This is a genomic window from Streptomyces sp. NPDC002403 (assembly GCF_053593015.1).
Window position 1 is genome coordinate 1 of record NZ_JBSFBQ010000057.1, and the last position, 13,848, is coordinate 13,848.

10 protein-coding genes are annotated in these 13,848 nt (G+C 71.8%); 4 read left to right on the forward strand and 6 right to left on the reverse strand.

Annotated elements, in window-relative coordinates; genetic code table 11:
* Window positions 1–620 (forward strand): HAD-IC family P-type ATPase (locus ACWCPY_RS36190; protein WP_451272324.1); only part of this gene is annotated, 620 nt, incomplete at its 5' end.
* Between the two features lie 499 nt (window positions 621–1,119).
* On the opposite strand, the gene ACWCPY_RS36195 is transcribed toward ACWCPY_RS36190, so the two are convergent.
* The 3 genes from ACWCPY_RS36195 to ACWCPY_RS36205 all read right to left on the reverse strand — a co-directional run bounded on the left by ACWCPY_RS36195 (window position 1,120) and on the right by ACWCPY_RS36205 (window position 5,550).
* Complete coding sequence (locus ACWCPY_RS36195) at window positions 1,120–2,409, reverse strand: citrate synthase (RefSeq protein ID WP_072489174.1); 1,290 nt, start codon at window positions 2,407–2,409, stop codon at window positions 1,120–1,122.
* A 129-nt stretch (window positions 2,410–2,538) separates the two neighbouring features.
* A complete protein-coding gene (gene recD2, locus ACWCPY_RS36200) occupies window positions 2,539–4,839 on the reverse strand; it encodes an SF1B family DNA helicase RecD2 (protein WP_451272375.1) in 2,301 nt (766 codons plus the stop codon).
* A gap of 54 nt (window positions 4,840–4,893) precedes the next feature.
* Window positions 4,894–5,550 (reverse strand): NAD(P)-dependent oxidoreductase, encoded by a 657-nt coding sequence (locus ACWCPY_RS36205; protein ID WP_451272327.1) that lies wholly within the window; start codon window positions 5,548–5,550, stop codon window positions 4,894–4,896.
* Window positions 5,551–5,674: 124 nt separating this feature from the next.
* Here ACWCPY_RS36205 and ACWCPY_RS36210 point away from each other — a divergent pair, with 124 nt between their 5' ends.
* Window positions 5,675–6,052, forward strand: a complete 378-nt coding sequence (locus ACWCPY_RS36210) for a winged helix-turn-helix transcriptional regulator (RefSeq protein ID WP_451272377.1) — start codon at window positions 5,675–5,677, stop codon at window positions 6,050–6,052.
* 149 nt (window positions 6,053–6,201) lie between these two features.
* On the opposite strand, the gene ACWCPY_RS36215 is transcribed toward ACWCPY_RS36210, so the two are convergent.
* The 3 genes from ACWCPY_RS36215 to ACWCPY_RS36225 are packed head-to-tail and all read right to left on the reverse strand — an operon-like array spanning window position 6,202 to window position 9,358.
* Window positions 6,202–7,029: a sugar phosphate isomerase/epimerase family protein gene (locus ACWCPY_RS36215; RefSeq protein WP_451272329.1), complete on the reverse strand. Its 828-nt coding sequence runs from the start codon at window positions 7,027–7,029 to the stop codon at window positions 6,202–6,204.
* Window positions 7,026–8,168 (reverse strand): dihydrodipicolinate synthase family protein, encoded by a 1,143-nt coding sequence (locus ACWCPY_RS36220; protein ID WP_451272331.1) that lies wholly within the window; start codon window positions 8,166–8,168, stop codon window positions 7,026–7,028. Before ACWCPY_RS36220 ends, ACWCPY_RS36215 begins: the two co-directional genes overlap by 4 nt.
* A gap of 38 nt (window positions 8,169–8,206) precedes the next feature.
* Window positions 8,207–9,358, reverse strand: a complete 1,152-nt coding sequence (locus tag ACWCPY_RS36225; RefSeq protein ID WP_451272333.1) for a Gfo/Idh/MocA family protein — start codon at window positions 9,356–9,358, stop codon at window positions 8,207–8,209.
* Window positions 9,359–9,467: 109 nt separating this feature from the next.
* Here ACWCPY_RS36225 and ACWCPY_RS36230 point away from each other — a divergent pair, with 109 nt between their 5' ends.
* Together ACWCPY_RS36230 and ACWCPY_RS36235 are read left to right on the forward strand one after the other, a co-directional pair.
* On the forward strand, window positions 9,468–10,532 hold the full coding sequence (locus tag ACWCPY_RS36230) for a LacI family DNA-binding transcriptional regulator (protein ID WP_451272335.1): 1,065 nt from the start codon (window positions 9,468–9,470) through the stop codon (window positions 10,530–10,532).
* 170 nt (window positions 10,533–10,702) lie between these two features.
* Window positions 10,703–13,741: a type 2 lanthipeptide synthetase LanM family protein gene (locus tag ACWCPY_RS36235; RefSeq protein WP_451272337.1), complete on the forward strand. Its 3,039-nt coding sequence runs from the start codon at window positions 10,703–10,705 to the stop codon at window positions 13,739–13,741.
* Window positions 13,742–13,848: the final 107 nt, after the last annotated feature.

Here is a 13,848-nt window from a genome sequence, read left to right on the forward strand (position 1 = left end):
CCCGGCACAAGGCCGCGGCGGAGGCCGCCGGCCGGACCGCCATCACCGTCGCCTGGGACGGCCAGGCACGAGCCGTGCTCGAAGTCGCCGACGCGATCAAGGACACCAGCGCCGAGGCCATCGAGCGGCTGCGGGCCCTCGGTCTCCGTCCCGTTCTGCTCACCGGCGACAACCGGGCCGTGGCCGACGCCGTGGCCCGTGCCGTGGGGATCGACGAGGTCCACGCCGAGGTCCTGCCCGAGGAGAAGGTGCACGTCATCGAGCGGTTGCGGGCCGAGGGCCGTTCGGTCGCCATGGTCGGCGACGGGGTCAACGACGCCGCCGCCCTCGCCACCGCAGACCTCGGCCTGGCGATGGGGACCGGCACGGACGCCGCGATCGAGGCGAGCGATCTCACCCTGGTTCGTGGAGATCTCAAGGTGGCCGCCGACGCGATCCGGCTGTCCAGGCGCACCCTGGCCACCATCAGGGGCAACTTGTTCTGGGCATTCGGCTATAACACAGCCGCCCTGCCCCTTGCGGCATTTGGCCTGCTCAACCCTATGATTGCGGGAGCGGCGATGGCGTTCTCATCGGTCTTCGTCGTGACGAACAGCCTGCGGTTGCGCGCCTTCACGTAATTTCCACAAAGAGATCCAGATCACATGGATTTCGGGGTAACCATCCGGCGGGTTCGTGAGTCTAAGAGTGCGATGCCAAGGATGTCTTGGGGGATGTCCGTCGGAGGGTCTTGGGGGACGCTCCGGGCAAGCGTTGGCCGGGGCACGTGCACCGGGGAGCTTTGAGCGGCCCTCCCGTGCGTACGTACCCCGGCAGATCGCACCAGCAGGACAAGTGAAGAGCGCAGTTCAGAGCTAGTCGAGGAACGCAGGAGCTCCGGCTCCCACAGACGCCCGGCCGGATCCCGTGGGGGGAATCCGCTCCGGGACATGGGAAGCGCCTCGCTGTCGGCCCGTGGGGGGATCGATGGCGGGGCGCTTCTCTCTGTCGCCCGACGGTGCGCACGGCACCGGGCACGCAAAATCGCCCCGGACACCGCGCTCTGTGCGAAAGCGCGGTACGCGGGGCGAAGTCGACCGGCCTCGGCGGCCGGGGTCGTGCGGGGGGTTGCTACGAGGCTCAGCGGGCCTCGACCGGGACGAAGTCGCGCAGGACCTCGCCGGTGTAGATCTGGCGCGGGCGGCCGATGCGGGAACCCGGCTCCTTGATCATCTCGTGCCACTGGGCGATCCAGCCCGGGAGACGGCCGAGCGCGAAGAGCACGGTGAACATCTCGGTCGGGAAGCCCATGGCCCGGTAGATCAGACCCGTGTAGAAGTCCACGTTCGGGTAGAGGTTGCGCGAGACGAAGTACTCGTCGGAGAGCGCGTGCTCCTCCAGCTTCAGCGCGATGTCGAGCAGCTCGTCGGACTTGCCGAGCGCGGACAGCACGTCGTGGGCGGCGGCCTTGATGATCTTGGCGCGCGGGTCGAAGGACTTGTAGACGCGGTGGCCGAAGCCCATCAGCCGGACGCCGTCCTCCTTGTTCTTCACCTTGCGGATGAAGGAGTCGACATCGCCGCCGTTGGCCTGGATGCCTTCGAGCATCTCCAGCACCGACTGGTTGGCGCCACCGTGCAGCGGGCCCCACAGCGCCGAGATACCGGCGGAGATCGAGGCGAACATGTTCGCCTGCGAGGAGCCGACCAGACGCACGGTGGAGGTCGAACAGTTCTGCTCGTGGTCCGCGTGCAGGATGAGCAGCTTGTCGAGCGCGGAGACGACGACCGGGTCCAGGTCGTACTCCTGGGCGGGGACCGAGAAGGTCATGCGCAGGAAGTTCTCGACGTACCCGAGGTCGTTGCGCGGGTAGACGAAGGGGTGGCCGATCGACTTCTTGTAGGCGTACGCCGCGATCGTCGGCAGCTTGGCGAGCAGCCGGATCGTCGAGAGGTGGCGCTGCTCCTCGTCGAACGGGTTGTGGCTGTCCTGGTAGAACGTGGACAGCGCGCTGACGACCGAGGACAGCATGGCCATCGGGTGGGCGTCGCGCGGGAAACCGTCGAAGAAGCGCTTGACGTCCTCGTGCAGCAGCGTGTGCTGGGTGATCTCGTTCTTGAAGGTCGACAGCTCGTCGACCTTGGGAAGCTCGCCGTTGATGAGCGTGTACGCGACCTCGAGGAACGTCGAGCGCTCGGCGAGCTGCTCGATGGGGTAGCCGCGGTAGCGCAGGATGCCCTGCTCACCGTCGAGGTAGGTGATGGCGGATTTATAGGCTGCGGTGTTGCCATATCCGCTGTCCAGCGTCACGAGACCGGTATTGGCCCTGAGCTTCCCGATGTCGAAGCCCTTGTCGCCGACGGTGCTGTCGATCACCGGGTAGGTGTACTCGCCGTCGCCGTACCGCAGTACTACAGAGTTGTCGCTCACGTCATCCCTCACCGACGTAGTGCCTCTTCTTCGAGGTTCCCTGACTGTCTCCACCCTCCCCCATTTGGCTCAGGAGAGTGCACTCGGGGTCGTCCATTGGACCTACTCGCGGCACTGAGTGCCGCGAACTTACTCATCCTGCCCCCTCGGTTCCGGTTCCGGAAGGGCTGCGTGATGTTTCCCACCGATTTGATCGATCATTTTTTCCGCCGATCCTCCGCCCGAGCCGCCCGACAGCCGGTAATCCAGCGCCGTACAGCGCCTGCCTGCGGAAACCGTGCGGACCGCCTGGCCGATCGCCTGCCGTGAGCCGACCAGCACGACGAGCTTCTTGGCCCTGGTCACGGCGGTGTACAGCAGGTTCCGCTGGAGCATCATCCAGGCGCTCCTGGTCACCGGGATGACGACGGCCGGGTACTCGCTGCCCTGGGAGCGGTGGATCGTCATGGCGTACGCGTGGGACAGCTCGTCCAGCTCGTCGAAGTCGTAGCCGATCTCCTCGTCCTCGTCGGTGAGGACCGTCAGCCGCTGTTCGTCCGGGTCGAGGGCGGTGACGACGCCGACCGTGCCGTTGAAGACGCCGTTCTCCCCCTTGTCGTAGTTGTTGCGGATCTGGGTCACCTTGTCGCCGACCCGGAAGACCCGGCCGCCGAACCGCTTCTCCGGGAGGTTCGGCCGGCCCGGGGTGATGGCCTGCTGGAGGAGTCCGTTGAGCGTGCCCGCTCCGGCCGGGCCCCGGTGCATCGGGGCGAGGACCTGTACGTCGCGCCGGGCGTCGAGGCCGAACTTGGCGGGAATGCGACGGGCCGCGACGTCCACCGCGAGCACACCGGCGTCCTCCGTCTCGTCCGCCACGAAGAGGAAGAAGTCCTTGAGTCCCTGAGTGAGGGGCGGAATGCCGGAGTTGATCCGGTGGGCGTTGGTGACGACACCGGACTGCTGGGCCTGGCGGAAGATCGTGGTGAGCCGGACGGCGGGAACGGGGCCGCCGTCGGCGAGCAGATCGCGCAGCACTTCCCCCGCGCCGACCGACGGCAGCTGGTCGACGTCCCCGACGAGCAGCAGATGGGCACCGGGTGCCACCGCCTTCAGCAGCTTGTTGGCGAGCAGCAGATCCAGCATCGACGCCTCGTCGACGACGACCAGATCGGCGTCGAGCGGGCGGTCCCGGTCGTACGCGGCGTCGCCGCCCGGCTTCAGTTCGAGCAGCCGGTGCACGGTGGACGCCTCGGCCCCGGTCAGCTCGGAGAGCCGCTTGGCCGCCCGTCCGGTCGGCGCGGCCAGCACCACCTTGGCCTTCTTGGCCCGCGCCAGCTCCACGATCGACCGGACGGTGAACGACTTCCCGCAGCCGGGCCCACCGGTCAGCACCGCGACCTTCCGGCTGAGCGCCAGCCGGACCGCCGCCTCCTGCTCCGGCGCCAACTGCGCCCCCGTACGCGTGGCGAGCCAGGCCAGCGCCTTGTCCCAGTCCACGTCCGCGAAGGCCGGCATCCGCTCCTCGGGCGTCCGCAGCAGCCGCTGCACCTGGGCGGCGAGGGCGACCTCGGCGCGGTGGAAGGGCACCAGGTAGATGGCGGTGACGAGCTCGCCGCCCTCGGGCGAGGGCACCTTCTCCCGTACGACACCCTCCGGGTCCTCGGCCAGTTCGGCGAGGCACTCGATGACCAGCCCCGTGTCGACCTGGAGCAGCTTCACGCCGTCCGCGATCAGCCGTTCCTCGGGGAGGAAGCAGTGCCCCTGGTCGGTGGACTGCGACAGTGCGTACTGGAGCCCGGCCTTGACCCTTTCCGGGCTGTCGTGCGGAATGCCCACCGCCTGGGCGATCTTGTCGGCGGTGAGGAAGCCGATGCCCCAGACGTCGGCGGCCAGCCGGTAGGGCTGGTTCCGCACGACGGAGATCGAGGCGTCCTCGTACTTCTTGTAGATACGGACGGCGATGGAGGTGGAGACGCCGACGCCCTGGAGGAAGACCATCACCTCCTTGATCGCCTTCTGCTCCTCCCAGGCGGCCGCGATCATCTTCGTGCGCTTGGGGCCGAGGCCGGGGACCTCGACGAGCCGCTTCGGTTCGTTCTCGATGATGTCGAGGGTGTCGACGCCGAAGTGGGTGGTGATCCGGTCGGCCATCACCGGGCCGATGCCCTTGATCAGCCCGGAGCCGAGATAGCGGCGGATGCCCTGGATGGTGGCGGGCAGGATCGTCGTGTAGTTCTCGACGGTGAACTGCTTGCCGTACTGCGAGTGCGAACCCCAACGCCCTTCCATCCGCAGCGACTCACCGGGCTGCGCACCGAGCAGCGAACCGACCACGGTCAGCAGATCGCCCGCACCGCGACCGGTGTCGACGCGCGCGACCGTGTATCCGTTCTCCTCGTTGGCGTACGTGATGCGCTCCAGCACACCTTCGAGGACGGCCAGGTTCGGCATGGTGGACATGGACCGACGGTACCGGGTGGCTACGACAGCCCCTGCCGGGAGCGGTCAGGCCGCCACCGCGGTCAGCGAACGGTGGTGCTGCGGGCTCTCGATCTCGTCGATCAGCGCCACCGCCAGGTCCGCGTAGGAGAAGCCGGACGCGCCGTCGGCGGGCGGCAGCACCCGGTGGTCCCCCGTCCGGTACGTGCCTGTCCGGGGCGCGTCCTCGTCGAGGAGGACGGGCGGCGGGGCGACGACGAGCCAGTCGACGTCCGTCTCGGCGGCGCGCAGCACGTCGAGCGCCGCGGCGTGGCCCAGCGAGAAGGCCCGGTGCTCCTCCGGGGTGCCGGGGGCGTCGTGGACCGCCACCCCGGGGGCGGTCTCCAGTGTGGAACCGATCCCGAGGAGGACCAGCCGCCCGACCCCGGCCCTGGCCAGGCCGTCCAGCAGCGCGTGGGCCGCGCCCACGTAGAACTCCTCCGAGGGCATGTCGACCCGGGCCGCCGCGCCGATCGCCGCGTCGTGTCCCGCCGCGACCTCCGCGACACTGTCCGCCCGGGTCATGTCACCGGCCACCACGCTCACGCCGTCACCGGCCAGATCCCGGTACTTGTCCGTGTCCCGCACCACCGCGGTGACCCGGTGCCCACGGGCCACCGCCTCGGCGACCGCGCGCCGTCCGGCCCGCCCGCCGGCCCCGAAGACAACGATCCTGCTGCTCATGGGAGTCCCCTCGCCGAGGCCCGTACTCCGCGGGCCGGTGCGACGGACGCTAGACCCGCGACCCATGGTTTCCGCAACGATAGTTACGTACGCTCGCCGGGTGAGCGAACCTCTCGATCCCGACATGTTCACCGGCTGCGCCCACCCTCCCGCGCTGTTCCGGATCGGCGGCAAGTGGACCCCGAGGATCATCCGGTGCCTGGAGTCCGGACCCCGGCGCTTCAGCGAACTGGAGGTCCCGCTGCGCGGCATCACACCGAAGGTGCTGACGGAGACACTGCGGTCGATGGAGCGGGACGGCCTCGTCACCCGTACCGACCACGGCGGTGTCCCGCCACGGGTGGAGTACGAACTGAGCGCCCTGGGCCGCACCTTGCTCGCCCCGATGGCCGCCTGCTGCGCGTGGGCGGCGGCGCATCTGCCGGAACTGCTGGACGCGAGGGAGGAGTACGAGGGCCTCGTCCTCTCGCCGGCCAAGACGAAACGGGGCCCGGTCGAATGACCGGACCCCCCTCGCTTTCCCCCACTGTCAGGGCTTCCTGATCCCCCCAGATCCCTCCCCGGAAGCACCCGACTCCACATACGACTCGGCTGGGTGCCGAACGGTTGCACGCCTTGACGATCTCTTTGCCTTGGGGGCAAAGCGCTCTGTCAGCAGGCGTGTTCGGCGTACCGGGACGCGACCTCCGCGAGGACTTCGGCGCCGTCGCGGGCCCAGAGGTCCTCGTTGAAGATCTCCACCTCGACCGGGCCGTCGAAGCCGGTGGCCTCGACCAGGGTGCGGAAGGCTCGGAAGTCCACCGATCCGTCGCCGAGTTGACCGCGGCCGACCAGGACTCCGGCCGGGAGCGGGGTGATCCAGTCGGCCAGCTGGAAGGAGTGGATGCGGCCGCCCGCGCCGGCGCGGGCGATCTGTGCGGGCGCCTGGTCGTCCCACCAGATGTGGTACGTGTCGACGACCACCCCGATCCGGTCGGCGGGGAAGCGTTCCGCGATGTCCAGGGCCTGGGAGAGCGTGGAGACGACGCAGCGGTCCGAGGCGAACATCGGGTGCAGCGGTTCGATGGCGAGGCGTACGCCGCGCTCGGCCGCGTAGGGGGCGAGCTGGCCGAGGGCGTCCGCGATGCGTTCACGGGCGCCGTACAGGTCCTTGCTGCCCTCGGGGAGGCCGCCGGAGACCAGGACCAGGGTGTCGGTGGACAGGGCCGCGGCCTCGTCGATCGCGGCGCGGTTGTCGTCCAGGGCGCGGGCCCGTTCCGCCGGGTCCGGGGCGGTGAGGAAGCCGCCCCGGCAGAGGCTGGTGACGGAGAGGCCGGAGTCGGACAGGAGCCGCGCGGTGCGCTCGATGCCGTACGACTGGACGGGGGCCCGCCACAGGCCGACCTTGTCGATGCCCGCCTTGACGCAGCCCTCGGCCAGTTCGGGCAGCGACCACTGCTTGATGGTCTCCTGGTTGATGGAGAGACGGCCGTCGCTCATCGGGTGCCTCCGTTGACCGCGAGCAGGGCCCGCATCCGGGACTCGGCGAGTTCCGGGTCGGGGAACAGGCCCAGGCGGTCGGCGAGTTCGTACGCCTTCGCCAGGTGCGGCAGCGAGCGGGCGGACTGCAGGCCGCCGACCATGGTGAAGTGGTTCTGGTGGCCGGCCAGCCAGGCCAGGAACACCACGCCGGTCTTGTAGAAGCGGGTGGGCGCCTGGAAGAGGTGCCGGGACAGCTCGACCGTGGGGTCGAGGAGGTCGCGGAAGCCCTGGGTGTCGCCCGTGTCGAGGACCCGTACCGCGTGGGCGGCCAGCGGGCCCAGCGGGTCGAAGATGCCGAGCAGGGCGTGGCTGAAGCCCCGTTCGTCGCCCGCGATCAGTTCGGGGTAGTTGAAGTCGTCGCCGGTGTAGCAGCGCACCCCGCCCGGGAGGCGGCGGCGGACGTCGATCTCGCGCTCGGCGTCCAGGAGCGAGATCTTGATGCCGTCGACCTTGTCCGGGTGTTCCGCGATGACCTTCAGGAACGTGTCGGTGGCGGCGTCGAGGTCCGAGGAGCCCCAGTAGCCGTCCAGCGCGGGGTCGAACATCGGGCCCAGCCAGTGCAGGACGACCGGCTCGGACGCCTGGCGCAGCAGGTGGGCGTAGGTCTCCAGGTAGTCCTCGGGCCCCTTCGCCGCCGCGGCGAGTGCGCGGGAGGCCATCAGGATGGCCTGGGCGCCGCTCTCCTCGACGAGGGCGAGCTGCTCCTCGTACGCGGAGCGCACCTCGGCGAGGGTGGCGGGGCCGGTGAGCTGGTCGGTGCCGACGCCGCAGGCGATGCGGCCGCCGACCGCTTTGGCCTCGGCGGCGGAGCGGCGGATCAGTTCGGCCGCTCCGGCCCAGTCCAGGCCCATGCCGCGCTGGGCGGTGTCCATCGCCTCGGCGACGCCCAGGCCGTGCGACCAGAGGTGGCGGCGGAAGGCGAGGGTGGCGTCCCAGTCGACGGCGGCCGGCGAGTCGGGGCTGATGTCTGCGTACGGGTCGGCGACGACATGGGCGGCGGAGAAGACCGTGCGCGAGGCGAGCGGGCCGGTGCCGGGGGCCAGGTCGAGCGGGGTGGTGCGGGGTTCGTACGGACCCTGCGGGAGGTGGATGGTCACTCAGATCAGCTCCGGTGTGCCGTGCTCGGGACGGTTCTTCACAGCGACAGCTCCGGGACGTCGAGGCGGCGGCCCTCGGCGTGGGACTTCAGGCCCAGCTCGGCGAGCTGCACTCCGCGGGCACCGGCCATCAGGTCCCAGGTGTAGGGCTCGTCGAGGACGATGTGGCGCAGGAAGAGCTCCCACTGGGCCTTGAAACCGTTGTCGAAGACCGCGTTGTCGGGGACCTCCTGCCACTGGTCGCGGAACGGCTCGGTGACCGGGAGGTCGGGGTTCCAGACCGGCTTGGGGGTGGCCGAGCGGTGCTGGACGCGGCAGTTGCGCAGGCCCGCGACGGCGGAGCCGTGGGTTCCGTCGACCTGGAACTCGACGAGCTCGTCGCGGTTGACACGGACCGTCCAGGAGGAGTTGATCTGCGCGACCGCGCCGCTCTCCAGCTGGAAGATGCCGTACGCGGAGTCGTCGGCGGTGGCGGCGTACGGCTTGCCCTGCTCGTCCCAGCGCTGCGGGATGTGCGTCTGGACGTGTGCCTGGACGGTGGAGACCCGGCCGAACAGCTCGTGGAGCACGTACTCCCAGTGCGGGAACATGTCGACGACGATGCCGCCGCCGTCCTGCGCGCGGTAGTTCCACGACGGGCGCTGGGCCTCCTGCCAGTCGCCCTCGAAGACCCAGTAGCCGAACTCGCTGCGCACGGAGAGGATCTCGCCGAAGAAGCCGCCGTCGATGAGGCGCTTCAGCTTCAGCAGGCCCGGCAGGAAGATCTTGTCCTGGACGACGCCGTGCTTGATCCCGGCCTCACCTGCCAGGCGGGCCAGCTCCAGTGCGCCCTCGACGTCCGTGGCGGTGGGCTTCTCGGTGTAGATGTGCTTGCCCGCGGCGATCGCCTTCTTGATCGCCTCGACGCGGGCCGAGGTGACCTGGGCGTCGAAGTAGATGTCGATCGTGTCGTCGGCGAGGACCGCGTCGAGGTCGGTCGACCATTCGGTCAGACCGTGCTTCGCGGCCAGCTCCTCCAGGGCGTGGGCGCGGCGGCCGACCAGCACGGGCTCGGGCCACAGCACGTCCCCGTCGCCGAGGTCGAGGCCGCCCTGCTCGCGGATCGCGAGGATCGAGCGCACCAGGTGCTGCCGGTACCCCATGCGACCCGTGACGCCGTTCATGGCGATGCGCACTGTCCTGCGTGTCACGAAACTTCCTCCATACAACCGTAGCAAGCGCTTTCTATCCGGGATGACGCTAGCCTGCCGACAGCGGCCCGGACAAGAGGGCCCGGCCCAAAACCCTCGGAGGAAAGCGATGACAGTCACCCTGGCGGATGTGGCGGCTCGCGCCCGGGTGTCGCCGGCCACCGTCTCCCGCGTGCTGAACGGCAACTACCCGGTGGCCGCGTCCACCCGCGAACGGGTGCTGCGTGCGGTGGACGACCTGGACTACGTGCTCAACGGGCCGGCCAGTTCGCTCGCGGCGGCCACGTCCGACCTGGTCGGCATCCTGGTCAACGACATCGCGGACCCGTTCTTCGGGATCATGGCGGGTGCGGCGCAGACCGAGATCGGCGGGCCCGGGGACGGCTCGGGCCGGGCGGGCGGCGAGAAGCTGGCCGTCGTCTGCAACACCGGCGGCTCCCCCGAGCGCGAACTCACCTATCTCACCCTGCTCCAGCGCCAGCGCGCCGCGGCCGTCGTGCTGACCGGCGGCGCGGTGGAGGACCCGGCGCACCAGGCCGCGGTCTCCGCCAAGCTGGCCAAGCTCGCGGACGCGGGCACCCGGGTGGTGCTGTGCGGGCGGCCCCCGCTGCCGAACGGCGAGGCGGTGGTGGCCGCGCTCGCCTTCGACAACCGGGGCGGCGGGCGCCGGCTCACCGAGCACCTGCTCTCGCTCGGCCACCGGCGGATCGGCTATGTCGCGGGCCCGCTGGAGCGGACGACGACCCGCCACCGGCTGGAGGGCCACCGCGAGGCGATGCGGGCGGCGGGGCTCGTCGGTGACGAGGAGCGCCTCACCGTCCATGGTCCGTACGACCGCCGCTCCGGCTACGACGCCACGCTCGAACTCCTGCGCCGCGAACCGGAGGTGACGGCGGTCGTCGCCGCCAACGACACGGTGGCGCTGGGCGCGAGCGCGGCGGTGCGGGACCGCGGTCTGCGCATCCCCGAGGACATCTCGGTGGCGGGCTTCGACGATCTGCCGTTCTCGGTGGACGCGGTCCCGGCGCTGACGACCGTACGGCTGCCGCTCTTCGAGGCGGGGGCGCGGGCGGGCCGTCTCGCGATGGGCAAGGAGACGCCGCCGCCCGGGGGCATCGCGACGATCGCGGCGGAGCTGATGGTGCGGGGGTCGACGGCGCCGCCGCGGGCGTGAGCCACGACCTGTGACCCGGCCCGCTCCGGGCCCCGGCCGGGCCGCGTTCCGGTTCCCGTTCGGGTCACGGGCAGAAAGATGGGGGTGTTGCCCCCATGCCCCGCGAACGCGCCGCCGGAAGTATGGGGCGTGGCGGACCGGCGGTGCCGGCGCCGGACCGAGGAGGTGCGATGGCGGAGATTCATGCGGGCGGCGGCGAACGGCTGGGCGTCTCTTCCGCGTCACGTCCGGCCGCGGCAGCGGGTTCCTCCGCCGATACGGTCGGCCTGCTGGAGGCCGAGCGGCCGGCGGCGGACGGGGACTCCTGGGCCGACGGCGCGTGGTGGCGGCCGGCGCTGACCGGTGACGTGGTGCCCGGACTCGCCCCGGACTGGGCGGTGTTCGTCCAGGACGCGATGTCCGCCGCGCCCGAGCGGGCGTTGGTCGACGGCCGGGAGCACCTGCCGGGGCTGCGTGGATTCGAGCACGTCCTCGCCCCGTTCACCGCCTGCGCGGCACGGCGGATGCAGGACGGTCTGCCGCCGCGGCTGAACCGGTACGTCGATCTGGACGCCGTACGCGAGGACTTCGAGCGCCATCTGTCCCGGCGGCTGGCGCGGCTCGCCGCCCGGACCCTGGTCCTGGAGCTGCACACGGCGCGGCGGGACGGGCGGCTGGCCGGGCACGGTCCCGAGGACCGGTTCGCCGACTTCCTGCGCAGGACCGGCGCCCGGTCCGGACTGACGGCGCTCTGCACCACGTACCCCGTGCTGGCCCGGATCCTGGCACGTGCCGCGCTCGACGCCGCCGCCGCGCTGGCCGAGATGCTGGTCCGGTTCGCCGCCGACCGGCCGGTGCTGCCGGGCGTCCGCGCCTCCCGGGACGAAGAGGCCGGGAACGGCCGGCTGGCGGCGGTCGAGCCCGGTGCCGGGGACGGCCACCGGGGCGGGCGGACCGTGATGCTGCTCCGGTTCGAGGACGGTACCCGGCTGGTCTACAAGCCGCGTCCGCTCGCCGTGCACCGGCACTTCAACGATCTGGTCCAGTGGTTCAACACGCAGCCCGGCACCCCCGGGCTCCGTACGCTCGCCCTGCTGGACCGGGGCCCGTACGGCTGGGTGGAGTTCGTCGCGGAACGGCCCTGCCGCTCGGCCCGTCAGGTCGAGGCCTTCTACCGTCGCCAGGGCGCGCTGCTGGCGCTGCTGCACACGCTGGACGGCACCGACCTGCACCACGAGAACCTGATCGCGGACGGGGAGTACCCGGTGCTCGTCGACGTCGAGACGCTGTTCCACCCGCCGCTGCCCACCGCGGATTCGGACGATCCGGCGGCCCGCGCCCTGCACGACTCGGTGCACCGGGTGGGGCTGCTGCCGCAGCTGCTCGTCGGGGACGAGACCGCGCTCGACATGTCCGGGATCGGCGGCGGTCAGGCGGCCGACTCCCCGGTGCGCAGCGTCGACTGGGCCGACGCGGGGACCGACCGGATGCGGCTGGTGCGCCGGACGGCCCGGATCGGCGGCTCGGCGAACCGGCCCCGGCTGACCGGAACGCCCGCCGACCCCTCCGCCTTCACCCGCGCGCTGTGCGCCGGGTTCCGCGCCGGATACACCGCGATCAAGGAGGCCCGCGCCGAACTGCTGTGCACCGGTGGGCTGCTGGACCGGTTCGCGCACGACGAGGTACGGGTGGTGGCGCGGCCCACCTGGATCTACGCCTCGCTCCTTGACGAGTCCACGCACCCGGACCTGATGAAGGACGCCGCCGAGCGGCACGAGGTGCTCGCGCTGCTGGGCACCGACACCCTGGGATCCGCCGCGCTGCCCGGCCTCCTGGACGAGGAGATCGCCCAGCTCTGGTCGGGCGACGTGCCCCTGTTCACCGCCCTGCCCGAACGCACCGGTCTGTGGAGCGGGACCGGCCGGCTGCTGCCCGGCACGCTCGCCCGGACGGGGCTGTCCCTGGTCCGGGCGAAGCTGGCGGCCATGGACACGGTCGACCGGCAGGACCAGGAACGCATCATCCGCGCCGCGATGGTGACCACCTCGCGCGAGCCCGCCCACGAGTCCCGGCCCGGCCCGCGCCGGGTCCGTACGGCCGCGACCGCGCCGGAGCCGGAGCAGCTGCTCGCCGCAGCCAGGTCGGTCGGCGACGAGCTGGTGTCCCAGGCCTACTCCGGGCCCACCCGGCTGAACTGGATCGGCCTGGAGCTGCTCGACGAACGCTACTGGCGGCTGGGGCCGATGGCCGCCGACCTGGCGGGCGGCTACACCGGTGCGGCGTGCTTCCTGGCCCAGCTCGCCGCGCTCACCGGGGCGGACCGGTACGCCACGGCCGCCCGGGACGCGCTGGCGCCGCTGGCCGGACTGCTGGACGCGTTGCACGCACGCCCCGACGATCTGGGCCCGGTGGGCTCGGGTGCGTTCGCCGGGCTCGGCGGGATCGCGTACGCACTGGCCCAGGTCGCGGACACGCTGGACGACCCGCGCCTCGGTCAACTGGTGGTGCCGGCCCTGAGGTTGACCGGTGCGGCGGCCGTCGCCGAGAGCGAGTACGGGGTGCGCGGAGGCACGGCGGGCGGGCTGGCCGCGCTGCTCGCCGGGTACCGGGCCACCGGACGGGCCGATGTGTGGCGGGCGGCGGAACGCGCCGCCCGGCTGCTGCGCGCGGCACCGCTGCCGGGCGCAGCAGGTTTCGCCGACGGGTCCGCCGGGATCGGCTGGGCGCTGCTGCGCTTCGCCGAGGCGGGCGGCGGCGAGCCGTACCGTGCCCCGGGGCTCGCCGCGCTGCGGGCCGCGACCGACGCCGTGGACTGCGACATCTCCTGGTGCCGGGGCCGGACGGGCGTGGCGCTGGCCGTGCTGGACAGCCCGGCGGCGCGGGCCGACCCGCTGCTGTCCGCCTGGGCGCGCGAGGCGGCGGCGGACATCGCCGGGGCCGAACCGCCGCCGGACGACAGCCTGTGCCACGGCGAGCTCGGTGTCCTCGAACTGCTGCACCGGGGCGAGCCGCCGAGTGCCCGCGCCCGGTGGCTGGAGCGGGCCGGGGCACTGCTCGCGGCGGCCGGCCGGGCGAAGCCGCGCTGCGGAACACCCGGCCAGGTGCCGCATCCGGGGCTGCTGACCGGGCTCGCGGGCATCGGGCACGGGCTGCTGCGGGCCGGATTCCCCGACCGGGTGCCGTCGGTGCTGCTGCTCGCCGGTCCCACCGTGCCGGTCGCGCCCAACTGAGCCCGCCCCCGCACCACTCACGCGCCACCCGCACCACAGCCCCGTACCACCGCACCGCTCACGCAGCACCGCGTCGTACACGTCCCCTCGCACGGCTCGCGCAACGA